General features: G+C 35.2%; 27 protein-coding genes. 1 reads left to right on the plus strand and 26 read right to left on the minus strand.

The window, feature by feature from the left end; all coding sequences use genetic code 11:
- Positions 1 to 10 precede the first annotated feature (10 nt).
- The 26 genes from GD002_RS06550 to GD002_RS06675 form a co-directional block, all read right to left on the minus strand.
- Positions 11 to 790 carry an ABC transporter permease gene (locus GD002_RS06550; RefSeq protein WP_153731544.1) on the minus strand — a complete coding sequence of 260 codons (780 nt, stop codon included), beginning with the start codon at positions 788 to 790 and terminating at the stop codon, positions 11 to 13.
- Positions 791 to 1,639, minus strand: coding sequence for an ABC transporter permease (locus GD002_RS06555; protein ID WP_153731545.1), 849 nt, complete (start codon positions 1,637 to 1,639; stop codon positions 791 to 793).
- Between the two features lie 73 nt (positions 1,640 to 1,712).
- Positions 1,713 to 2,783 (minus strand): ABC transporter substrate-binding protein, encoded by a 1,071-nt coding sequence (locus tag GD002_RS06560; RefSeq protein WP_153731546.1) that lies wholly within the window; start codon positions 2,781 to 2,783, stop codon positions 1,713 to 1,715.
- Between the two features lies 1 nt (position 2,784).
- Positions 2,785 to 3,555, minus strand: coding sequence for a gamma-glutamyl-gamma-aminobutyrate hydrolase family protein (locus tag GD002_RS06565; RefSeq protein ID WP_153731547.1), 771 nt, complete (start codon positions 3,553 to 3,555; stop codon positions 2,785 to 2,787).
- Positions 3,556 to 3,586: 31 nt separating this feature from the next.
- Complete coding sequence (locus GD002_RS06570) at positions 3,587 to 4,306, minus strand: FadR/GntR family transcriptional regulator (protein ID WP_153731548.1); 720 nt, start codon at positions 4,304 to 4,306, stop codon at positions 3,587 to 3,589.
- A 545-nt stretch (positions 4,307 to 4,851) separates the two neighbouring features.
- Entirely contained in the window at positions 4,852 to 5,277 is a 426-nt protein-coding gene (locus GD002_RS06575; RefSeq protein WP_153731549.1) for an amidohydrolase family protein, read from the minus strand.
- A gap of 187 nt (positions 5,278 to 5,464) precedes the next feature.
- A complete protein-coding gene (locus tag GD002_RS06580; protein WP_153731550.1) occupies positions 5,465 to 5,746 on the minus strand; it encodes a hypothetical protein in 282 nt (93 codons plus the stop codon).
- A 771-nt stretch (positions 5,747 to 6,517) separates the two neighbouring features.
- Positions 6,518 to 6,832 (minus strand): DMT family transporter, encoded by a 315-nt coding sequence (locus tag GD002_RS06585; RefSeq protein WP_153731551.1) that lies wholly within the window; start codon positions 6,830 to 6,832, stop codon positions 6,518 to 6,520.
- Positions 6,833 to 7,180: a DMT family transporter gene (locus tag GD002_RS06590; RefSeq protein ID WP_153731552.1), complete on the minus strand. Its 348-nt coding sequence runs from the start codon at positions 7,178 to 7,180 to the stop codon at positions 6,833 to 6,835.
- A 772-nt stretch (positions 7,181 to 7,952) separates the two neighbouring features.
- Positions 7,953 to 8,798: a DUF5677 domain-containing protein gene (locus GD002_RS06595; protein WP_153731553.1), complete on the minus strand. Its 846-nt coding sequence runs from the start codon at positions 8,796 to 8,798 to the stop codon at positions 7,953 to 7,955.
- A 191-nt stretch (positions 8,799 to 8,989) separates the two neighbouring features.
- Positions 8,990 to 10,603: an SIR2 family protein gene (locus GD002_RS06600; protein WP_153731554.1), complete on the minus strand. Its 1,614-nt coding sequence runs from the start codon at positions 10,601 to 10,603 to the stop codon at positions 8,990 to 8,992.
- A gap of 90 nt (positions 10,604 to 10,693) precedes the next feature.
- On the minus strand, positions 10,694 to 10,873 hold the full coding sequence (locus GD002_RS06605) for a hypothetical protein (RefSeq protein ID WP_153731555.1): 180 nt from the start codon (positions 10,871 to 10,873) through the stop codon (positions 10,694 to 10,696).
- Entirely contained in the window at positions 10,866 to 11,393 is a 528-nt protein-coding gene (locus GD002_RS06610; RefSeq protein WP_153731556.1) for a P27 family phage terminase small subunit, read from the minus strand. The genes GD002_RS06605 and GD002_RS06610 overlap by 8 nt, the downstream gene beginning before the upstream one ends.
- 176 nt (positions 11,394 to 11,569) lie before the next feature.
- Entirely contained in the window at positions 11,570 to 11,752 is a 183-nt protein-coding gene (locus GD002_RS18125) for an HNH endonuclease (protein WP_330583378.1), read from the minus strand.
- 198 nt (positions 11,753 to 11,950) lie between these two features.
- The gene (locus GD002_RS06620; RefSeq protein WP_153731557.1) at positions 11,951 to 12,961 is read right to left on the minus strand and encodes a hypothetical protein; all 1,011 of its coding nucleotides are present in this window, start codon (positions 12,959 to 12,961) and stop codon (positions 11,951 to 11,953) included.
- Between the two features lie 124 nt (positions 12,962 to 13,085).
- Positions 13,086 to 14,063: a phage major capsid protein gene (locus GD002_RS06625; protein ID WP_153731558.1), complete on the minus strand. Its 978-nt coding sequence runs from the start codon at positions 14,061 to 14,063 to the stop codon at positions 13,086 to 13,088.
- A gap of 121 nt (positions 14,064 to 14,184) precedes the next feature.
- The gene (locus GD002_RS06630; RefSeq protein ID WP_153731559.1) at positions 14,185 to 14,484 is read right to left on the minus strand and encodes a hypothetical protein; all 300 of its coding nucleotides are present in this window, start codon (positions 14,482 to 14,484) and stop codon (positions 14,185 to 14,187) included.
- A gap of 157 nt (positions 14,485 to 14,641) precedes the next feature.
- Positions 14,642 to 15,184 carry a site-specific integrase gene (locus tag GD002_RS06635; RefSeq protein ID WP_153731560.1) on the minus strand — a complete coding sequence of 181 codons (543 nt, stop codon included), beginning with the start codon at positions 15,182 to 15,184 and terminating at the stop codon, positions 14,642 to 14,644.
- Complete coding sequence (locus tag GD002_RS06640; RefSeq protein ID WP_153731561.1) at positions 15,181 to 15,627, minus strand: ArpU family phage packaging/lysis transcriptional regulator; 447 nt, start codon at positions 15,625 to 15,627, stop codon at positions 15,181 to 15,183. Before GD002_RS06640 ends, GD002_RS06635 begins: the two co-directional genes overlap by 4 nt.
- A 288-nt stretch (positions 15,628 to 15,915) precedes the next feature.
- Positions 15,916 to 16,371: a class I SAM-dependent methyltransferase gene (locus GD002_RS06645; protein ID WP_228548316.1), complete on the minus strand. Its 456-nt coding sequence runs from the start codon at positions 16,369 to 16,371 to the stop codon at positions 15,916 to 15,918.
- Between the two features lie 875 nt (positions 16,372 to 17,246).
- Positions 17,247 to 18,956, minus strand: a complete 1,710-nt coding sequence (locus GD002_RS06650; RefSeq protein ID WP_153731563.1) for a DUF927 domain-containing protein — start codon at positions 18,954 to 18,956, stop codon at positions 17,247 to 17,249.
- The gene (locus tag GD002_RS06655) at positions 18,953 to 19,843 is read right to left on the minus strand and encodes a bifunctional DNA primase/polymerase (RefSeq protein WP_153731564.1); all 891 of its coding nucleotides are present in this window, start codon (positions 19,841 to 19,843) and stop codon (positions 18,953 to 18,955) included. The genes GD002_RS06650 and GD002_RS06655 overlap by 4 nt, the downstream gene beginning before the upstream one ends.
- A 127-nt stretch (positions 19,844 to 19,970) precedes the next feature.
- The gene (locus GD002_RS06660) at positions 19,971 to 20,255 is read right to left on the minus strand and encodes a hypothetical protein (RefSeq protein WP_153731565.1); all 285 of its coding nucleotides are present in this window, start codon (positions 20,253 to 20,255) and stop codon (positions 19,971 to 19,973) included.
- Positions 20,252 to 20,467 (minus strand): hypothetical protein, encoded by a 216-nt coding sequence (locus GD002_RS06665; RefSeq protein ID WP_153731566.1) that lies wholly within the window; start codon positions 20,465 to 20,467, stop codon positions 20,252 to 20,254. The genes GD002_RS06660 and GD002_RS06665 overlap by 4 nt, the downstream gene beginning before the upstream one ends.
- Positions 20,468 to 20,471: 4 nt before the next feature.
- Positions 20,472 to 21,206, minus strand: coding sequence for a phage antirepressor KilAC domain-containing protein (locus GD002_RS06670; RefSeq protein ID WP_153731567.1), 735 nt, complete (start codon positions 21,204 to 21,206; stop codon positions 20,472 to 20,474).
- 176 nt (positions 21,207 to 21,382) lie between these two features.
- Positions 21,383 to 21,685 (minus strand): group-specific protein, encoded by a 303-nt coding sequence (locus GD002_RS06675; RefSeq protein ID WP_153731568.1) that lies wholly within the window; start codon positions 21,683 to 21,685, stop codon positions 21,383 to 21,385.
- 166 nt (positions 21,686 to 21,851) lie between these two features.
- On the opposite strand from GD002_RS06675, the gene GD002_RS06680 reads away from it, so the two are divergent.
- Positions 21,852 to 22,580, plus strand: a complete 729-nt coding sequence (locus tag GD002_RS06680) for a helix-turn-helix domain-containing protein (RefSeq protein ID WP_194841496.1) — start codon at positions 21,852 to 21,854, stop codon at positions 22,578 to 22,580.
- Positions 22,581 to 22,598: the final 18 nt, after the last annotated feature.

Here is a 22,598-nt window from a genome sequence, read left to right on the forward strand (position 1 = left end):
TCCCCCCTAATTAGTACAGGTTCTTTTTATCAATAAATTTCATACCAACTACACCAATTATGATAGTTCCTATAATTAGTAGCGAAGATATGGCCGAAATTGATGGATTTAAATTAAATTGAATATCAGAATATATTAATAAAGGTAATGTAGTAACGCTAGAACTAGTCAAAAATAACCCTACTACCAGTTCATCAAAAGAAATAATGAAGGCAAAAAATCCTCCTGCAATCAATGCTGGTTTTATTAACGGTAATGTCACCAAAAAAACAGTTTTTAGAGGCGAGGCACCTAGAATTCTTGACGCTTCTTCAATAGATGGATTTATTTTCCCTAAACTTGCAACTACTGATCTAACAACATAGGGAATAGTTAACACACAATGTGCTGCGATTAATCGAATATAAGCATCCGTAATTCCTAACTTACTAAAAAACATTAATAAGCCTATTCCCAGCAAAAGCGATGGCACGATCAATGGTGCTAGAAATAACGAGTTGACCATACCTTTTAATTTAAAACGATATCGAACTACGGCTATCGAAACCATCGTACCTATAATCAAAGAAATGATTGTCGCAATCACAGCAACTAAAAGGCTGTTCAATAGCGGTTCTAAATATCTGCCATCTGAGATTACATATTCATACCACTTAAAGGAAAAGCCTTTTGGCGGGAACGTTAAGTACGATGTATTACTGAAAGATGTAGCAATAACAATCACTAAAGGTGCCATTAAAAAAGCAAAGATGAATAGATTGATAATGCGAAAAACAGAAATTGGTTTCACTTACAATCCTCCTCCTTGATTCGACACTTTACTAAGCATTTTATTATATATACTTATTATAAGTAGTACGGCTATTAATAAAATGACGGCAATAGAGGATGCATATGACCAATTTAATAAGTTCATTGTTTGATTATAGATTTCGGTCGCCATAACAGGAACTTTTGGTCCACCTATCAGTGCTGGAGTGATGTAAAAACTAATTGCTATTGAAAATACAAGTAATGTACCCGCAAATATACCTGGAAGTGATAAAGGAATTGTTACGAGCCAAAAAGTTTTAAATGGTGATGCACCTAAATTTTCTGATGCGTGCTCAATATTTAGATCCATTGAAGACAAAATAGGATATAGCACTAGAACCATAAAAGGTAACAAAACATGAGTCATTGCAATAATAACTCCCAATGGGGTATATAATATTTCGATCGGGCTTGAGATAATATGAAGAGCTAATAATGTTTCATTTATTAATCCCTTCTTACCCATAATGACCATCCATCCAAAGTTTCGGACGACCGCACTTGTTAGTAACGGAAGTATTACTAATAATAGAAGAAAGTTTTGATACTTCGCTTTTGCTCTCGCGATACCATATGAGAGAAAATATCCCAAAACCAAACAAACTATACTTGTTACAAATCCAATCCATATGGTGCGCCACAGTATTTTTAAATAATGTGAGTCTGTTAAAAACTTACTATAATTTTCTAACGTAAAGGCTCCGTCTGGCTGTGATTTAAAGAAACTAATGATGAAAATTTGTCCAAGAGGAACGATAAAGAAAAATAACATCATTGCCATTCCTGGAATCAGTAATATCCAATGGGGTGAAAGTTTTAATTTCATTGCTTCACCTTCCTATTATAAATAAGTTATGTAAGGCAATAGTATTTGTATATTGCCTTACCAATTATCACGTTTATTGTGAGATTAACTTAGACCAACGTTCCGTCCATTCAGCTTTATTCTCATTAATTGTGTTCCAATCTAATTTAATTAGGCTATCCATAACCTCTTCTCCATGAGGAATGACTTCAGCTAAATCTACTGAAATTTTCACGTCTTTATTCGTGGGTGAGAATCCTGTTTTTTCTGCAAAAGCTTTTTGAACTTCAGGACGCAATGAATAATTAATAAACTCATTTGCTAGTTCGGAGTTCTTAGTACCTTTTACAACTTGCATATTAATGAAAATTGCCATTCCTCCTTCTTCAGGTATAGAAAAACCAATTGGTTGTCCTTGCTTACTAAAGTTAAAAGCATACCCCGAGTCATATGGAGCAATTACGACCTCTTCTTGAGCAAAAAGATTTCCTAAATCAGGAGTCGTTCCCACAATCGATGACGCATGTGGTAATAAAGTTTCAATGCTAGAAAATCCAGGATCAATATTATCTTCGTTGCCCTCATTTAGTAAAGCGTTCATTACTAGGAATTGTAGACCAAATGTATTTGAAATATCGATTACTCCAACATTTCCTTTGTACTCTTCTTTCCATAAATCTTTCCAACTTGTAGGAACGTCTTTAACAAGATCTATATTGTATAAAATGCCTAAAGCGTCAAATGCCATAGCGGGACCATACCCCTCTTCCAAGACAGCGCTTTCATAGATACCAGAAATATTTTTAACAATGCTAGAATCTATTTCTTCTACTAATTCTTCATTGATTGCCTGTATTTCTTGACCACCCGAAAATTGCACTACATCAATCTCAGGGCTACCCTTTTGGGCCTTGATTCTAGCAAGTGCATCTGCAGAATATAGCGTAACAACTTCTACTTCCGCATTAAATTCTTCTTCAAACGGTTTTACTAACACTTCCATTTGCGCAGCCTCATAATCTCCGCCAAATGATGAAACCACTAGTTTTCGCTTTTCACTTGCTTCATTTGAAGAGTTTCCTTCTTCTTTATCATCTTTACTACACGCCGCTAAGATCAACATACTTGCCATCATTAGCATTAATAATCTAGATATTTTTTTCATCTTAATCCCCCATAATTGTTTTATTAGTAGTTGCCTTATCAATTAACCAATTAAAAATGAGTTTTGCATGTTCGCTTTCTTGATACATCATTTCTGGATGCCATTGTACAGCCATAATATCTTCCCTATCTTGAAATGTAATGACTTCCACAATACCGTCTTTTGCACATCCAACAATCTCCAGATTTCCACCCAAATGCTTTATTGATTGGTGGTGGATACTATTTACTTTAACTGTATTTCCCAATAAAGAGGAAACAAAATGTTCTTTCTTTAAATCAACATCATGAACAGGTTGGGATTGATTAGTTAAGGTTAAATGATCTATCTTGGTTGATAATTCAGTCTTAATATCTTTATGCAAAGTTCCATTTTGAACTATATTTAATAGTTGCATTCCCCTACAAACGAGTAATATCGGAATTTCCATATCGAGAGCTTGTTTTAATAATTCTATTTCGTATTCATCTCTTTCCACAGAAATATCCTGATATTGTTGATCTTCTTGTTCTGTTTCATAATATCTCGGATGGATATCTTCCCCTCCAGCCAAAATCAATGCATCAATTGATTCCAATTGTTCTTTAATAAATTTTTTAGGAACAATTGGCATCAAAGCTGGTAACGCTTTCGAATTTAGGATAGATTCTACAAAGTCATAGCTAAACATTGTAAACTGTTGCCCTGGAACACCTTTTATCCATCCATCTTTATTCTCTTCAGAAGAGACAAAATATCCTGTCACTCCTACTTTTATTAATGTGTTCCTCATTTATTCACCTCATTGAGCTCCAATAAGTGTTTTATAGTAATTCAAACAACTTAGAATTTGTAGTGTTAATATGAATTGCCATACTCTTATATGCTTGTTCAGCATTACCGCTTTCAATTGCTTCTAAAAGCTGAATATGTTCCATATAACTTTTTTCATGAACTACATCATTAAACGGCAATATATCTAACACAGGATTCACTTGCAATCTAATCATTCGAACGGCCTGTTCAAAGTATTGATTTTTCGAACATTTACCTAGCATTAAATGAAATTGCACATCCAATGATCGAAATTCCTCACGATTTTTTTCCCTTTTCATTTCCTCATTAATAGAACTTAATATTTTCAATTCATTTTCAGAAATATTTTTTACAGCCAATCGAGCAACTTCTGGTTCTATAACACTTCTATATTCAAATAGCTGTAAATACTTTTCTTTATCACTTAAAACTTTTGATCTTGTGCGTTCAATATTTTGTGTTGTAAGTGGAAGAATAAACGTTCCTCCTTTAGCACCTCTAATCTGTTCAATAAACCCCTCCTCTTTTAGCACTGCAATTGCCTCTCTCATCGTAATCCGACTCGTATTAAAAATCTTACAAAGTTCCCTCTCTGGAGGTAACTGCTCTCCAGGCAGTAATTCTTTTAAAACAATAGCTTCTTGTAATTGTTCGAAAATATAGTTACTCAATTTCTTCGCCTCTATATTTTTGAACGTACCAACACTTTTCAATTGATCGTAAGACATTATTTCCTCTCCTCTGGTATAAGGTCTAAACCTTATACCAATAATAAATCTTTCTTTTTTGAAATGCAATCATTTTCTGATATTTATTTTCGCATAAAAAATAACGTTTCTTTAGACCTATTAATATTGAATATTGATGGAATATAAAAATAAATTATATTTACAAAAAATTGACGTTACAATCACTTGAAGCTTAATTTTGGTTGTTTGTCTGCTTCCTTTAAACTACTATCCACAATTTAATCGCATCGCTTTTCTTTCATTTCATCTTATGAAAGTCATTCAAAAATTCGCAAGAGTAAAATACTTTATAAAACAAGTAATACTATTTCACAAGGATTCAAATGAATATCTCACACAAAAAACAAAAATTCCTCTTAGCGCTATTTCTAAAGAGTGATTCCTGTTGTATGAATCTAGCTATCATTAGTTCCTTTGATAATTCAAACGCTTCTTTCACAATAAATAAAAGACCTGCCAGAAAGAATTCCAGGCAAGCCTTTCATTGTATAGATTGGATTTACTCAAGTTGACAGCATAAATCGTTAAACGGTAATATCTTTTAATTCGTAGACAATATTTCCATCACACATTGTAAATACAACTTTTGTATTTACAATGCTTTCGGGCTCAATTTCAAATAAGTTTTCATTCAAGACTATGATATCAGCTAATTTTCCTTCTTCTAATGTACCTACCTCATCTTCTCTAAAGCATCCGAAAGCCGGTGCATACGTATAAGCTTTTAAAGTTTCGGCAGTTGTTAACTTTTCATTTTCATTCCAACAGTGAACCATAGTACTGTCTTTTCGAGTTACAGCATGAAAAATTTCTTTCATAAGTAAAACATGTACGACTGGAAAATCACTTCCTAGAGCTACTACAGCCCCTGCATCGAGAAACGCTTTATTTAAATAGGTGTTTTTGAAACGTTTTGCGCCTAGTTTTTCAATATATACTTTTCGTTCCAATGCTGCCTAAGCGCTGCACTGTTTATCAAGCCATAATGACATTCTAAATGATTTAATATGATTGGATGATCTGGAAAATATGCATCCAACAATTCTTTCGAAGGTAAAGAAAAATCTGCCCATTCCCCATTATCCTAGCCAAAACCGATAATCCACTCTTTATGTTGATGATGTTCCCACTCACTCTTTAGTGTTTGATTATATCATCGGTCGACTTGGTATGACTCAAATCAAAACTTTCTAATTGTAATGCACCAGGAAAGAGATGAAGGTGAAAATTATGAAAGCCTGGCATAATCAGTTGATCAACAAAATCATATATTTCTACAGATTCATCATTTGATACGTTTAACTCCTTTACAGACGATGCAATTTTTATTATTGTGTTGTCTTCCACTAAAATAGCAGCTGGACCAGGGAATTCCCCCAATCCTGTAAACATATTATTACTTAACAACACTTTCTTCATAATATCGGAAACGCTCTCACCATTTGCGCATAACAATACCCTGTTAAACAGAGTGCTAAGGCCGTAAAAATATAAGCAAGCGGCACTTTTCTGTTAGTAACTTCTGAAGCGATACCAAAGGTGGAAAAGATCGTAATTGGCGCCATTAATGATAGTCCAAAGACGATAAGTTATTTTCCTGTTAACCTTCTATTCAATTTCACTTCCGACATAAAATTCCCTCTACTCAATTTGACTGATCATCAGTCACAAGATCATAATATATTCTCCCGTAAATAAGTTTATTTTAAGAGAAATATACATCTCATGACTGACTTTCATTGATATTATTTTTTATCAATACATTTTTCTAAAAAACTCAAAACAGTTTTATAATAATTCTGTTCCTTATTTTATATTAGTTTTTAATAGGCATAAGTTCATTAAAATGCTAGTTTAACAAATATTATTAACTCTGCATTCTGTGCATCTATCTCATCATGTGTCGGTGAATCATTAATATACAGCTTTGATCAACTGTGCGATTTTCTCATCGCTGTCGTCAAGTAAATCCACGTTTCAATTAATTACTTGCATAATCTCTTTGACCACAAATTATGCAATCTCTGACATCATCCAAAATTAGGTACCAAAATATAAGTAACATGTTCCTGAAGCTATACCTGCCACTTCGACAATTCTCTGGTTTTAAGAATAACAATAGTCGTTAAAGTGCTATGAATATGCGCATATAAAAAAGAGCAAGAAATTTTTCTTACTCCTAGTTCTTCGCTATGAAATGTATTTTAATCCTGAAACGCCTATTATAATTACAATTACCGCCACAATTCTTCCCCTGCTTTTCGATTCTCCAAAAAATATCATATTTATAACAACTGCAGCTGCAGTTCCAATACCAATCCACACTGCATATGCAGTACTCACTTGCAGATAGTCAAATGAGGCATACAGAAAATAAAATGCTCCACTAAATCCTGTTGCTAACCAAATAGCATGTTTAACTTTTTTCGTTGTACTAAATTTTTTTAATCCTATCACGCCAAAGGTTTCAAAAACTGCTGCTAACAGAACATATGCCCATCCCATTTATAACGCTCCTTTCTGAATCTTTTTTTCGGCTACCGTATCAGCAATATTTAACATAATTACTCCGACAATGATTATACAAATAAATACAACTTTAATTGTTGTAAATGTTTCATTGAATAAATAAATATCCATTAATGATGTTCCTACCGTTCCTGCAGCTGCAAATATTGCATACACAGTACCTGTCGGTAAACCTTCACACGCTTTAGCAAGCAACCAGAAATCTACTACAATGAGTGGAATGATTAAAGCCCAGTGCCACCAATCGCTCGCAACATTAAATCCAAAAATCCACAATAGCTCGCATAAACTCGTCAACCCAACATATATCCAAGATTTATTCATATGTTACCTCCTAAATTTACTACCAGCTTCAAAATGAATGACGTTCATTCATAATTTAACATAAATAGTTATTAAAATCAAACTTATATTTTTATCCTGGCCATTAGAGGGCATTTTTATGTATTAAACATCATTAGGCTCGCTCTCATGAAAGAACCGATGTTACCTACATATTGTTTGTTTTATGCTTTTACATTCAAAAATAATTTCTCAAAATTGCTAAGTAGTTCTTCTCGCCCGTGCACAGGCTCATCATTTTACAAAAATATTCAGCAAAGCAAACATCGTAATATGAAATCTATTCGACAACATTACAACTTTGATAAACTTTCTATTAAACGGTAAGCAGTATTAAACCGTTGCTGTCAGAGCATAGTCTTACATTATAGACAATAGAGTAATGTCCACTGTCAAATAATTTTTTTTAGTATAAGGTATCTGTGCGTTAAACTATTGTGTTTGTTTAAACATTCATGTACGTTTTTACATTCAATTAAAAAACGTCAACCCCTTAAAGGAGTTGACGCTTTTCAAATTCACCAGGCTGGCAGATTACATCATGCCGCCCATTGAATTGCACATTTCGTACCATTTCATACACCTTTCAAACCGTTGATAAACTGCGATTTGAAACATTTGTGTTTCAATAGCTTGCGCTTAATCTCATTTCATTGTTGCCCAATTGTTGCCCTACTTTTATGAATGAACCCTGACTTGACCTATTATAATATTAAAAGTCACGCCAGCTTTGATATAACTTTTAATTAGCGAATCAATGGGCTTTTATATTAGAGATAAAATCATCTAATTGCATCATTAGTAACGCTAATGCCGGTTTTGAATTTTCGCTAATCATATGTTCATATTCAGCTTGCAGAAACTCTAAGATTTTTATAAATGTTAAACCATAAATTGAAATTGCTAAATTGAGTAGTTGCCTATCCAATTCAATATCCGTACTAGCAAGAGTTAATATATAAGCCTGGTCAATAGTTGTGCCTTCAATTGGCTTTTTATATACTCCGAGACTACTTATGTCAGAGTGTTCATACTTACTTGCCAAATCATAATATTCGGCATACATACCAAACAAAGTAACATCGACCAATGCCAGATTTCGAATAGTTAGAAGACGTGTGTCTGCATTTCCCTTCCCATCTATTAAACCTAGGTTAATAAGATCGGTTTTGAAATTTTCAATTTTTAAATTGACTTCTTCACGCGTCATAGGATTGGTGACCTCAGTATTTTCAAACCAGTTATTCCTTAAGACTAATTTATAATTATTCAACTTTTTTATAGCAGCCTTTATAGGTTGGGCTTTATAATCCTGGTACCTTTTTTGTACATCTCCATGCGATAAATAATTTATCAGCATTCCATTATTAAGCATTGAACGAAAAATTATTACTGCCTCTTCCGCATGTCCATTCTCCAATAACACCAACAGACTTTCAAATAAATTAGTCTGCTTGGCATACAAAACATAAATCTCAGAAACATGTTCACTTCCAGGAACAATAATACGCGCCTGCCCCTCTAAGAGTAAATGCTCAGAAACGATATCTATAATATCTTTACACCAAGCAACAATGCTTTCTTTATTCATTTCATGCATATGAGAAATCCCCCTCTTTTTAAAAGTTTACAAAGTAAATATAAAATGTTCTGAATATTCCTATTAATAGTTGACATTGAACTGACAGCGATGAGATAGCCAAATTTCATTGACACAAAATCATATGTTTTATACAATGAACATATAATCTACAGCTTCAACAGAGAGGTAGTGGCAATCACTCAAAGTGATTAGACACTACCTCTTCTGTTTTTTTCAATATCGTAAATTAGCAAAAGCCTTCTGAGTTGAGTACTCAATTTTATCTCTCCTCTTTCTTTCAAGGCCTCTAGTTCATTAATTAAATAAGTCTTAAGTTTATCTAAATCAAGGTTTTTAATATTGTAAGAAAGCGTTTCGTAAATATTTCCAATTTTCACTTCACTATTAATTATTTGCTCTATGTCGCTTGCTTCTTTATCGAACACCGAAGAGAGAACAATAGTCTTGTAATGCTTACCAAAGTTTGAGAAATATGCCATCTTTTGAATTAATTTATCCTTCTCTGAGGGGTGTAAATCGCAATTCTTGATTAACTCTCTATCAAGTATTTTATTAATTGGGAACCTCCCTTTTGGTGCAGTTGAAATTTGCGTAACTGCAAATCTCATTCTGATTTCTGTATTAATTTCATCAGTATCAGATATATAATCCAAACAATAACTAATAATGTCAGGAATTTGGAATATATATTTAGCATCTCCAATAGCAACGGTAATATTTTTTGTAAGTAAATCATCTTCTAACTTTTCTAACTCTTCCACAGATAGCAACACAGAGTTCAACGTACCTTGTTTCCCCCTATCTACTATTAACTTCTTAATAACGGATTGGTATTTCCGTATTTCTGTTGGGGCAATTCCTTGATTGATCTCACTAATTTGCTCAAATACTTTTTTAAAGTTATCTGTTTTTATAACCCTTAATTTACATCCTAAATCTCGATCAGTTATTACTTCTTCAATAAAACTTTCCTCTCCCTTTTTCCTCTCTATTAGAAGTAAACGGTCCTCCAAAATTTGTATTTCTTCATCGTTTAATGACTTTGTAAAATCTTTAATAATATTCCTTACGTTAATGTCGGTTAAAGAATAGCCCATAAAAATGATCGGCGAATTTAAAAGCATTGAAATGATTTTGGCACTAATTAATACAGAGTTTTCCTCAAAAACTTCATAATCCTTTTCAGAGATAATTATATCCATCGGACTGTCTACGCAACCGTGAAGTTTATAAATCTCTGCATAACCATAAGTACTTTGAAAAAAACCTTTTTGACCTACATATCTTTTTATTTGATAATTGCTTTGCTCATTGTAACAATCTTCGACAAATTTATCGTAGTTAGTAGTTAATATTATTTGTGTCTTCAGTAACATTTTTTTAAAAGCCGTGAGTTCTTCCGATTGTGCATTTAATAACGAGTATCTATTAAATCGTTCCGAGATAGCTTTTTTGAAGGGCGATATTCTCGTTCTAAAGGCTTCATGCTGGGGGAAATCTTTAATAAAAATTTTTTCTTTATAAAACTCTTTATTATATTGTTCTTCAATTAAAGTTCCCATTCTAATATTAGCAAAATGGTCTATCTCTTTTTCATTCAAATCAGGGCTTTCTTTCTCTACAGAGTCTCGTAACATATTAAATTCACCATAAAAGTTTTCCAGACCAGAAGCATCCCAGAATTCTTTTAAGAGTTCAGTCCAATCCGGAAAGTTATCCAAATACCTTCTAGATATTCCCGCTCCTATAAAAACAACAGGAAATTCATTTTTTTGTATAAGATTCTTTAGCGCTTCAGACATATTACCCACCTCTTTTTTACTAATCTTACTAAGAATATACCATAAAATAAAAAAAATAAGCACCCCTTCCAACTGGATAGGATGCTCAATCTAATTATTATTTGCTAGTTTTACAGCATCAGACAATTTTTCACCTTTATTCTCACGCGGCAACCGCTTCATGATCCGGCGGAGTTCATGATGTTGATTTTCCACCAGTCTAGCCATATGTACACCTGATCTTGTGTTCTTGATTCTTGCCATAGCCTTTTGCTTATCAATCCTAACCATCCGCACCACGACTCTTCAAAAACTTAGCCATGGGTGAGTCTTTCTTTTCTTCATTCGGCTTCTTCGGAATTGACCGCATTCGGGCTACTGGGTTTAAGAAAAGACGATCCTCCAATTTCAGCATCTTGTCTCGGACTTGATTTTGCTTTGTAATAATATCTTTAAGTTCATCATAATACGACAATTTCTTACTCAACTGCTTTGCTTTGTCGATGGCTTCTTTCACCTGGTTGTATAGCTGCTGAAGAAAATCTTCCTGTCCCTTCAGCTGACAATATCGGTTTATGGTAGCCTGGTCCAAGCCTTCAATAAACTCTATTTCCTTATACAATTTTCGCAAGCGAAGAAATTCTTTATGGGCTACTGGATCTGCTTTAGTGGCAGCTTCTTCACGGAAAGTCGTACTGGTTTTCAGTTTATTTTCCATCTGCTCCCGGTGCTCCAATTCCGCTTTGGTCAGCCTGTCTTTGTTCTCTTCCAGTTTTATCAATTGGACGGGTTTACTTGGTCTTCCTGCCATAAAAGTTCACCTCCCAGAAAAATTTCATTTTGCGAAAAAAATTCACGCTTAGCTGGAGCGCGCTTATCTTATGAAAAAGTTGTAGAAATTGGAGCCCCCCTACCCCTTTGACTAACAAAGGATGAAAGTAAGCTTATGAATCATCAATTTATTCTTCTTTTAATCTGTATTAAAAGTCAATCCTTCTTGCTTCGGTTACCAAAGCCAGCGTCTTCAGTAGCCGTCTTGCGAGAGTGACAAGACGAACACAAGGGTTGCCAGTTCCTTCTGTTCCAAAAGAGTTCTGTGTCACCACGATGGGGAATGATGTGATCCACAACATTAGCTGCGGTACGTATGCCGTGCTTCCTGCATATCACGCACAACGGGTTGTCTTGTAAGCACCCCTTCCTAGCCTGCTGCCATCGGTATCCATAGCCCTGCTGGGTAGTGGTCCCTCGGTACCGGTTGTAGTAGTGCCTATGCTCATCACACCTACCCTCACTCGTAAGTACCCGGCAACCTGGATGGGTTGCACGGGTGTTTAGGTTTGCGTGCCATTGACATTCCCTATTCAATTACTCCCTTTTAAACTTAATAAGCTTAGATTCTTCAATCCATCCTGCACCTGAATCCTCATCAGTTTCAAAGTAAACCTTTACCCAGCTCGATTTTCTTTCAATTTTTTCATCATCTCTTTCAAGCAGTATCACGACCTGATTTTTCCCTAATTTCTGTTCAGTAACAACAGGGGTTGTCTTTTTAGGACCTTCTCTCAAATAAGTACTTACCTTTGTATACGCCATTTGACTAATAGGCACTTCTAGTCGTTTGTCTTCAACAAACAATTTATAAATATGTTTGATGAATGGGACCTCCTCTTCTATTATGAATTGCGCTTTTTTCATGAGCTTAATATCATGCATTGTATTTATCGTGACCATAGCATGTAGAATTACCATCCATATTGCTAATTGAGCTGCCGCCTGGCCGAACTTTTTAATTAAAGGGATTGCAATTTTCCGGAGAAATGTTTTATTGTCAACAGCGGTTTTACTAGCTTCTTCTACGTATCCAATAATTGTGTCAGAGTTAATAATGTCGTCATTGGAAGGATAATCAATATTCTCTTCTTTCTCGATGAAATCTAAGGCTTCTTGTATATCACCGGGAGTAAAACTACTAAACCTTTCGACTAGTCCCTTAGTAAACCACATTTGATTGTTATTTTTAGTAACCCAATTCGCAGTCGCACGATTTTCAGCATAAAATTTGGTTGCTGATGCCAACCGATCACGAGTTTCCAACCATTCATTTATCCTGTTCTGCGTTTCATACATCGTTTTTAATGGTTCTATAAATCCTCTATTTCCAGTAACTTGGCTAATAGCACCGAAGTTTCTACCAATAGCTGCTGCCCCTAATGAAACTGCTCGGGAAGCCTCCCCATACAATCCAACATTCCGTGTTGCATTTAGCAACATTCTTTGCCTTGTTTCAGCTAGCCGATTAACTTGTTCATATTGCTTGGCCATTCTACTAATCATATCGTGCATTGATTTCCCCTCACCCTTCACTTTAACTACCATATATTTGTTATCTCATAGTTAAAGTGAAAAAGGAAGGAAATCAATTATTTCTCAAACACCAAGTATAGTCTTAGTTCGTATAAGTTCTCGACTTTGCCCGGTCCGCTCTCGATAATTTTACGCTTTAAACCCCAGTCCTGTTTTCAAATACCTTTACAGCTTCTGGCTTTGCTAAATTAGCATCCACACGCTTTATACCGCGAACACCTACCAAACCTTCAACTGCATATTTCTCACCTAAGCGCTGCATGACCATACCTTCACGATCTCCAATCACGTAATAAGAAAGATCCCCAAAAGCGATTGCCTTGTTTCCATTACTAAGATTTGGCATATATTCAGACACTAATACAGGCCGACCTAGTAACCTTTCAGCATCATTCCCTAAAGACGGTTGGTAGATCGGCATTCCGTCTGTTGTTTTCAATGAACGAACAGCAAGTAGTGTTTGATCATTCATAATCCACACAGCACGTTGACGATACTTCGGTTTTAGGGAATAGAAAAGTTTGGTTAACTCTTCACTAGTAATATTATCTGCATGTTTGCCAGTCACACCTACTTCAGCACGCGTCAGGATTCCGGTAGGCATACCAGCCTCGTCTCCCAAACCATTAATGAACGCATTTTCTTCAGCCATTGAAAAAGATTCTGCAAAATAACTTTCAACTAATGCTTGAAGATTCACTTCAGTATCTTGTTCCAATTCTTCAGGGAGCTTAACGATCCTTGCAATACGGTAACCTTTTAATAGAATAGCGTCTAATTGAAATTCTCCTTCTGGGATCGGGTCATTGTCTTTTATAAAAGTAGCTGCTTCATTATCTGCTATATAAGGGACAACAGCATTGCCTGCTGATAATGATAGTTGGGTTGCCATTTGTCTAATGGGGTTAGATTCCTTCATGCGTTTTAATATGTTTTCTTCTATTGAAACAGGAGCTAATCTACCTCCTCCTACCGAAACATTTGATGCTATGCTTCTAACTTCTTCATTCGTAACGTGATCTCTCAGATGCGCCTTTAGAGAAATACCACCTTCTGTACGGATTGAATCCCAAAATGCTTCTGTGTAACGTTCACCCTTATTCAATTTTCCCATGTTTTTTATCTCCTTTGTTATTTAGTAGTTTTCTCGTCTCTGCTCAGCTTGGCTCTTTCCTGCCTTCCCTTCCGCTACCGAAGGATAGGGAACGCAAATTTATGAATGCAGCATTCCATTTTCATCCCCAACCTCTGCCTGACGATCTTTTTATATTTCTTTTCAATAAATCCTTTGCCATCTGGTGCATATCATCAGTCACTTTAGATCGAATTAAATCAGATACATCTTTCCCAATTACTTTTCGGCTTCCTATTTTATAGCCTTTATCATTCAGAATTACAGCAACCTTTGTAACGCTTTCCAGTTCAACATATAGCTTCATTACTTCTTGCGTGTAGTTTTCGGGAATGTAATTCTCAATCATTTCAATGTATTGCTGCATTGCTTCAATCCTTTGTTTCGCTTCATCTATTGTCATTTCCACTACCTCCCTCTTCTTGTTCTTGAATGTACTATAATACATAGACTGTTCCATTGGGCTATCAGGAAAATCGCTTGCGGCTCTAAGCTTCAATCACTTTTTACATTCTGAATGTAACACGGTTATTTTTATGTAACATACAGACTAAAAGGTATCAGTAATCAAAGTTTCTTATCGCTTTATCTAGAATGTCTTGGTTGATTCCAATATAGCGTTTCGTTATTTCTTCAGATGAATGACCATATAATTCTTGAAGTAGGGCAATGTTCTTTGTTCGTTCATAAAAATGATAGCCAAATGTCTTCCTCATTGAGTGTGTACCTATTCGATCTAGTCCACATGCTTCTCCAGCTGAACGTAGTACACGGTATGCTGTCGTGCGACTAATCGGCTTGTTCTCCCCTTTCCTTGACGAAAATAAGTAGTCATCGTCTTCTAAATCCTTAATGTACGGTTTGAGTTCCCTACGTAATCTAGGGCTAATCAGGATCTCTTTCACTTTGGTTGTTTTCTTTTCTACCAATATCAATCTTTCACCCAGCACATCTTTCTTCTTGAGTGATAGAATGTCCGATATTCTTAGCGTGGAATAGATACCAAATACGAATAATAAATAGTTACGGCCGCTCGTGCTTTTCAAATAGTTTTTCATTTCTTCTATTTTTTCAACATCCCGTATCGGTTCAACAAACTTCATGGATCATGCACCTCCTCTTTATAAACTTCAATTTTCAAAGCAATTGCCAAGTTAATGAATAATTTTGCTTTTAATCTGTAATAACTTCGTTCAGACATATTCAACTCATTGTAAATCTCATAATCAAATTGCTCATACTTTCGCAGATAGCGCCTATAAATGATTGTTCGTTCTATTTCAGATAACCGATTCACTGCACTCGATATCCACTCCAGATACTCTATCCTGTCTCTTTCATACTGCACATTTTTGATGGCTGCTCGTTCAGTTGAAGATGAAGGCAAGTGATTTGATGTTGAAGTTAATGAGTAATTAGCTGTAATGGAAGGCTGCTTGTCCAAACTTACTTGAAGAGTAAACATTCGGTATCTCTCCAGTGCTTTTTCCACTGCCGCTTTTGTTTTTCTTTTATCTACCTCTCGTGTAAAACCATCAAAAAACATGCTTATAATCACCTACCTTTCTCTTCGGAATGTGCAAAAATTACATTCCCTTTTTCTATGGCTTGTACTATAATAATCTTGCTATTCTTTTTTCCAGGCTCTGCTCCCAGAAGCTGTTCAGGAAAACATCCTAGTGAAAATTATTAAGAAGGGAGCTGGTTATATGAAAAATCTACTTAAACCACTTAAAGCTATTGAATTGAATCTTCTATTCGTAACTTTTGTATTTGAGAGACCAATTTCAGAAACCATCGCTAGGGTGCCTGGAAAAGAGAATAGCTTTTTCAATTAATTTTTCATAAATACCAGCCAATGTGTTTTACTCCTGCGGTTGCCGAAAAGCGGCTTATAATCTATCACTTTAAGAATTTCTCGAAGTTTTATCTGATCTTCATTCCACTTGAAAATAAGCGTTCCATTCGGCTTTAAGACACGCATACATTCCTCGAAACCTTTTCTAATGTCATTTGGCCAAGTCTCCTCCAAGATTCCGTATTTCTTACCGAGCCATGATTTCTCGCCCGCCTTAATCAAATGCGGAGGATCGAATACAACCATATAAAACGAATCATCCTCGAATGGCATATCACGGAAATCTGCAACTATATCCGGAGCCACAATCAACTGCCGGCCGTCACATAATTTTTCTTTGATTTCCCGGATGTCCATATATACGGCATCTTCGTTTTGTTTATCGAACCAGAACATCCGGCTGCCGCAGCAGGCATCTAAAACACGTTCCAATAAAATTCCCTCCTTCGCATCATCCATCAACTGCCTAATTTAGCATCTGGGCCTTATTCACAATCCCTATATGACATAATTGTCAAATGGAATACGACATAATGTCAGTATCGAAACACCTTTTTCACTTCTCTTATTTGGGTTCCAACTTTCATGCCAACTATTTATATATTGTTGGAACCGCTTTAGAGTCATGCTGCGTATAGGGTGATCTATATTGCACTCGTTTTTGTTATGTCAACATTTTTCAGTGTTCAAAACCTTTATATTGTTGGGTTCTCCTAACTTTAATGCTAAAATTCCAAATCTTTTTAAGCTCACTTTTTATATAATTCTTACTTTTATATAAGAGTAATAAAAAGTTGGAATGTTGACGGTAATAGTATTGAAAACATTGATATACATGGTTTTTCGATAAAAAAAATGTTGGCTTTAAAATTATTCTTTATTGCTATGAAAAATACCATTAACCTTGGTGTATCAATGGTTCAAGGCAATGCCAGCATTTTAAAAAAAGTTGGCACAAATGCTGGCTATAAATCACATAAACCAATTCCTTTAAAACGTCGTACTCCCTCAGAACTTAGCCTATATTCGTGTTTTTGGGATAAGTGGCTACCGTGGCTACTTATTGGCTACCTAACAAAGTCAATGGTGGCAAAGCTTTATAGTTGTTGGTAGACAAAGTAGCCATTTTTTCGATGATATAGATCTATATATAAATCTGTATAGATATCTATATTTCTCACACAATGGGTATGTTTACTTGTCTACTTTGTCTACTTTGTCTACTTAACTTGTAGAAACGTTGATAACATTGATTTTAATTTGAGTAGTCAAGTATTTTCTGATAGATTTAATGTGTCTACCAATGTCTACCTTTCATATTCCTCGAAGTCATATCCTAATTTTTCAATGATGGATGGATTAATAGGGACAGGTCTGTAATTTTTTCCGTCATGTTTTATCTGCCTGGTGTCTGTATCTTTGCCATTTCTGTTTGTGGCTAGTGAAATACCTCTTCTTAACCATTCACCACGTACGGCCGTTTGTTCTGCGCCTAAAAATTCTTTTAAATACTTTGGCAATAAATATAAGTGACCACCTTGATAAATAGCTTTTATGTCATGCCTTTTTGCGTACTTACCTGAAACGCTTTCTCTGGAAGCATCCAAGTCTGTTAATATCGCTTCCAGCATTTGAATAGGTTTATCTATGGCTTTGTTGCCATCCATGATTTCATCAAATAATACTTCCAACCAACCTATATCTAGCGGTGCATCAAAAAAGTCTACAAGTAATGCTGCGGTAAAATAGATAGCAGAGTAATGTCTCGCTATTCTTGAAACCACTTCATTTCCTTGTGCTTTTCGTTGAAATTTCTCGTTATATTCAAAGTAAAGGGGTAGCAACTCTTTCTTTCGTTCTTTCCACTTGCTTATAAATTCCATTCCAACCGTTCCATGATTCTGTTCAATGGCTGCATAGAGTTTAGAAAAGAAACGATGATCTACATTGGCAAATGGTACACCCTTAATCGGTAATACTCGCGCTGCCGCACCACCAGCTCTTTCCGCATAGTCTATTAGTGAAGTTTCGCCAGTAGATAACATTAAGTTGTTCCATGTATATTCCTTTTGGCTTCCTTCAATTGATCCACGTCCTTTACTACGTCCACCGCTAAAATTGTAGACAAACCTTTGTAATTGTCGTTCGTCTGCTTTCATAGAATCATCTAGGCACAACGGAAAGCTGTTCAGGAATGCCGCTTTCCGCTCGAAACTTACCGCTGTACCATTCCATTCAGAAACTAAATGCTCCGTACCCCACACACTAGATGCTGCTTTTAAAACCGATGTTTTCCCTTTACTTGTTGGTCCGGACAAGTCAATAATAAACGGACCAAGTTTCAAGTCTTTCAACAAAACAGATGTAAATGATGAAACTATCATTAATAAAGCTTTCGGATGTGGCTCTACCAAGCTAAGAACTGATTGAATCCATTCTTTACTACTTCCTGAAGACTGGAATGCTTCAAATAACTGTTTTTCTCCTATATCGCTTGGAAGTATTTCTAATCCTTCGTTTTGTAGTGGATGGACAATTGATTCGTTGATATGTCCAAGACGGTTTACAATAGTGATGTGTTCTACTTTATTAATTGATAAATACTTATCAAAATACGTAATTAGGTTCTTGGAGTTTCTATCATTAACAGCTAATGACTTGTTAGCAAGCTTTCTAATTTCATTTTGTGTAGAAATAGTAAGTGCCGGAACAACTTCTTTATGAATCTTGCCTTCATTGATCCAGCACACTTCATAATAAAGTTCAGACCTTTCAGCATTGTCTAAGGCTCTCGTAATGATAGGGAAGTTTCTACATGTATGTACTGCATGTACTTCTTCATTATCGCTAGATGCTCTATTGACCATTACATATAATCCATTGTGATCGGCCTTAAATCCACTTGGTACATTAACCGTTATTCCTACCGGATGTTTTACAGAAGTAATGGAATAATCCTGATTTTTTTTATTCATCACTTCTGACAGGTGAACTATTTCGCTTGGTATTACCATCATCGTTTCCCCCTCCTTTCTACTTCTTTTCTCGCAATACTTGCAATAACTCCATCTAATTCAGAGCACTCCATTGGTGGACTGTTTCTTTCGTTCCATAAGTGCATCATTTCGTAAACTAGTAATAGATCTACGCGCCTTGAAAGCAGATGTCCAACAATAGAAGTAGCTGCCGGATTACGCCCTTCTCCCTCGGCTAAACCCTGCATTAGCTTTTGCCAATGTGATGATGGCTGTGCATTAGATTTACCAAGGGTTGAGTAAGCGGGCTGTTTTATCATCTCAATCAGCCATTTCGGTGCAGTTGAAATAGACACTTCTAATGGCCTACTGGAAAGTTCCCACTCGTAGCGGCTGCCTGCTTCATGGACGGATGGAGGAGCAACTATATAACCCGCATCTCCACGGATATCTAAACCCGGCTGAAAACTCACTTTGTTGCCGATTTCATCTTGATAGGAAAACAAGTAATGGATGCCTCCTGATCCAGTTATTGATTGGACAGTATCAGGTAGATTACTATGCTTTCTCTCTAGCGCTTCAAGTGTTTCTCTTCCGTCTACTTTATGAATATCCACGTCTAATACGAAAATTCCTGATACCTTCCCGGTACGAATGCCAATATTTGCGCCTGGGAATTGTCTGCCCCACCATTTCTGTATGGTTTCAAGATTATTGGTAGCGGCTTTTAGTCCGTTGTGTGTAATTGGATGCTTCGCAACTTGTTTGCAACTGAAATTACCGCAAGTGCATTTACCATGATTCAAACTATGAACCGGGAATACATGCCAGTTGAAAAGCTTTGCATAAGCTAGTGCAGATTTGAGCATTTTTTCATTCTGTGAGATTATATTGTTTTTATCTAAATTTTTTGCTATAATTGTATTCATTAGAAACAGTCCCTTCTATAATTTTCACAAGTTAACATTCTTGTCGTAATGACAAAATTCGCCATAACGACAAGGTTAGTGAACAAAACACTTCTATAAATAATCGGCGTATTTCGTTGCAGCGAAATTACGCTTTTTTTATGTTTCTAAATAAAGAGCCAGTGATACTATCTGCTTTTTTATAGTCTTGTTGAAGGTCCTTTATGGAATAGCGCATTAGCTCGGATAAAACCCTTAATTCCCTGTGCCATTCTTCCAAGATCAATGCTTCCTGATTTCTATGAACTTTATTGTCTATCACATTCACAAGCATCAAAAAGGATTTATTAACATCTATTAATGTCTCAATTCTTGACTCAATAGCTCCCATTTCACAATCTAAATCAAAAGTTAGATCACTAAGTTTTTTCATTTAAAATTCTCCTTTCCGAAATCTTTTTTCAAATTCATATAATAAACACGCTGTTCTTCGAGACATTTTCTGATGGCGTGACCAATATAATCAACTTCATTTGCCTGTTCATAGACTGTAGAATCTTGTCCTAAAAGTTTATCTCCGGCTATACTTAATGACTTTATTTCATGAATATCGTCAATCATGCTTTTCGTTAATTTGATTTCCATATCATTAGCTCCTTTTCTCGATGACTGGAAGTATGCCATTCTCTTTCAGTAGTTCATAGATGAATAATCTTCCTTTTTGCGTCCATTTGGTTGAAACGCGCGCATTGTCCGCATCAATGATATGCGTGGATGTCTGTGTATAGCCTTTTGTCTGGTATTTTGCATACAGTAACCAAATATCGCCTTTTTTGTACTGGACACCTAAACTATTAAGCAGCCGATTCATTTTTACTGCACCCATTCCATAATCTTTAGCAATAACGGATATCGTTAGAAGTGATTTGTTACGCATAACTGTATCGTAATAAGTCGCTTTTTTTTCATATTCTTGTACTTGCCGCTCCAGAAAGAAGTTTTTAGATTCCAACCTATCGACATGTTGAATCAAATAGTCTTGTGCTCTTTTAATGACCATTTCAGGACTATTCCATTTACGTTCTAAGTCTAAAAAGAAGAGACGTGCTTGTTTTCCTTTTTCATTTCTTTGCAACATGGAAAGTTCTTTTGCCATATCTACTTTGATATGGTGATCTATCTGCTCATAAGTACGATCCCTTTTATCGGACTGTACTTTTTCATGAATCTCCATATAATCCACGTTCTCAATGAATCCGAAATCTAACATTCTAGTAAACCACTGTGTGTATTTTTCTTTCACTTCCAAAAACGTATACAGATCACGGCCGCTTACTAATATGTTTCCGTTTTCGTTTTTGCTAGTCGGAATCAATTCATTCATTAGCAGCTACCTCCTTCTATACTTTCTGCATATTCTTTGCCGTTTATAAAAATATGGCGATTAGAAAAGTAGAAACCATAATCAATATAGACAGTATCGTTGATATGCGATGGTCATCTTCTGGATTAGCAGTACCAGACATGTTGTTCCAGAAAGTTTTCATATTGCTATCCCCTTTACCGTTTCGTGTATTTTTGAATATCTCCACCAACATCACGAACAGCTATGAAGAAATCGGCTAAGTATTGGTCCAGTTCTTTCTTATCAAATAACCACTTATTCCCCAACCTAATAGCAGCATGAAAGTTAGGATCATTCAGAATATGTGTATTGAAAGAATTCCAACTCATATTGACGTATTTAAGAACCTGTTTAGAATCCATAAAATAAACTTCTTGATCTATTGCTTTTAATTTTTCACGGATAGCCTCACGCGCCATTTCTTCAATTTGATTTCTATCTATCGCAATTTCAATCATCACAATCCCTCCATTCTTTTTATTCTTTCAGATACATTGATTATCAAAATTGTATCTACAAGTAACATTATCATGTTTTTTTATATTATGCAACATCAAATGTATCTATAAGAATCATTTCAAGTTATACTGTTATTAGAGATAAAAAATGTTAGGGGGTCTTTCAGTGGAAACACTTGGTGAAATTATAAGGGACGCCAGAAAGAGAAAAAAATTAACGTTGGTGGAGTTGGGTAAGTTAACTAACCTAACACATGGATATCTTTCAAATTTAGAGAATAATGTAAGATCAAACCCTTCACCTGATGTTCTTCGTAATATTTCTAATGCTTTAGATGTTAATTTAATGACTTTAATGAGAAAAGCAGGTCATGTTCCTGAAGAAACTCGAATGGAAGAGTTAAGAGAGGAAGAAAGATTTTTACTTTTAGAATTAAAAAAAGATGAAATTAAACTTCAAGAATTAAGATTTAAATTAAATGCACTTGATAGAGATGACGAAGAGTATAAGTACACTGAGTTTTTATTATCAAGATTAGAATCAGATAAGGATGATGCTGTAGCGTACCTACATAAAATAAAAAGGGACATGATAAAGACAAACAAAGATGCATACGAAAATATGTCTCCAGAAGAATTTGAAAAGTATTTACTGAAGTATGAGAAAAAGAATTTATTGGACAATTTTATAAAAGAAAAATACCCTGATTTAAAAGACATTTTAAATCAAGAAAGCTTACTTTTTTTTGATGGGTGTGAGTTGAATTCAGAAGACAAAAAAGCAGCAATCAAATTCCTAACAGTTCTATTTGAAAACAAGGAAAAGAATTATCCATCTGATGATCAAATATTGAAAGCATACTTTGAGGAAGTAAAAAAAGATAAGGAACACTGATAACTTTTTAGGAGGGAT

The organism is Sporosarcina obsidiansis, assembly GCF_009651005.1.
GTDB classification, from domain to species: domain Bacteria; phylum Bacillota; class Bacilli; order Bacillales_A; family Planococcaceae; genus Sporosarcina; species Sporosarcina obsidiansis.

Coding starts and splice junctions, on each gene's coding strand:
- GD002_RS06555 (WP_153731545.1), bottom strand. CDS start 1,639: ATGAAATTAAAACTTTCACCCCATTGGATATTACTGATTCCAGGAATG.
- GD002_RS06560 (WP_153731546.1), bottom strand. CDS start 2,783: ATGAAAAAAATATCTAGATTATTAATGCTAATGATGGCAAGTATGTTG.
- GD002_RS06565 (WP_153731547.1), bottom strand. CDS start 3,555: ATGAGGAACACATTAATAAAAGTAGGAGTGACAGGATATTTTGTCTCT.
- GD002_RS06570 (WP_153731548.1), bottom strand. CDS start 4,306: ATGTCTTACGATCAATTGAAAAGTGTTGGTACGTTCAAAAATATAGAG.
- GD002_RS06580 (WP_153731550.1), bottom strand. CDS start 5,746: ATGAAGAAAGTGTTGTTAAGTAATAATATGTTTACAGGATTGGGGGAA.
- GD002_RS06585 (WP_153731551.1), bottom strand. CDS start 6,832: ATGGGATGGGCATATGTTCTGTTAGCAGCAGTTTTTGAAACCTTTGGC.
- GD002_RS06590 (WP_153731552.1), bottom strand. CDS start 7,180: ATGAATAAATCTTGGATATATGTTGGGTTGACGAGTTTATGCGAGCTA.
- GD002_RS06595 (WP_153731553.1), bottom strand. CDS start 8,798: ATGCATGAAATGAATAAAGAAAGCATTGTTGCTTGGTGTAAAGATATT.
- GD002_RS06600 (WP_153731554.1), bottom strand. CDS start 10,603: ATGTCTGAAGCGCTAAAGAATCTTATACAAAAAAATGAATTTCCTGTT.
- GD002_RS06605 (WP_153731555.1), bottom strand. CDS start 10,873: ATGGTTAGGATTGATAAGCAAAAGGCTATGGCAAGAATCAAGAACACA.
- GD002_RS06610 (WP_153731556.1), bottom strand. CDS start 11,393: ATGGCAGGAAGACCAAGTAAACCCGTCCAATTGATAAAACTGGAAGAG.
- GD002_RS06620 (WP_153731557.1), bottom strand. CDS start 12,961: ATGGTAGTTAAAGTGAAGGGTGAGGGGAAATCAATGCACGATATGATT.
- GD002_RS06625 (WP_153731558.1), bottom strand. CDS start 14,063: ATGGGAAAATTGAATAAGGGTGAACGTTACACAGAAGCATTTTGGGAT.
- GD002_RS06630 (WP_153731559.1), bottom strand. CDS start 14,484: ATGACAATAGATGAAGCGAAACAAAGGATTGAAGCAATGCAGCAATAC.
- GD002_RS06635 (WP_153731560.1), bottom strand. CDS start 15,184: ATGAAGTTTGTTGAACCGATACGGGATGTTGAAAAAATAGAAGAAATG.
- GD002_RS06640 (WP_153731561.1), bottom strand. CDS start 15,627: ATGTTTTTTGATGGTTTTACACGAGAGGTAGATAAAAGAAAAACAAAA.
- GD002_RS06650 (WP_153731563.1), bottom strand. CDS start 18,956: ATGATGGTAATACCAAGCGAAATAGTTCACCTGTCAGAAGTGATGAAT.
- GD002_RS06655 (WP_153731564.1), bottom strand. CDS start 19,843: ATGAATACAATTATAGCAAAAAATTTAGATAAAAACAATATAATCTCA.
- GD002_RS06660 (WP_153731565.1), bottom strand. CDS start 20,255: ATGAAAAAACTTAGTGATCTAACTTTTGATTTAGATTGTGAAATGGGA.
- GD002_RS06665 (WP_153731566.1), bottom strand. CDS start 20,467: ATGGAAATCAAATTAACGAAAAGCATGATTGACGATATTCATGAAATA.
- GD002_RS06670 (WP_153731567.1), bottom strand. CDS start 21,206: ATGAATGAATTGATTCCGACTAGCAAAAACGAAAACGGAAACATATTA.
- GD002_RS06675 (WP_153731568.1), bottom strand. CDS start 21,685: ATGATTGAAATTGCGATAGATAGAAATCAAATTGAAGAAATGGCGCGT.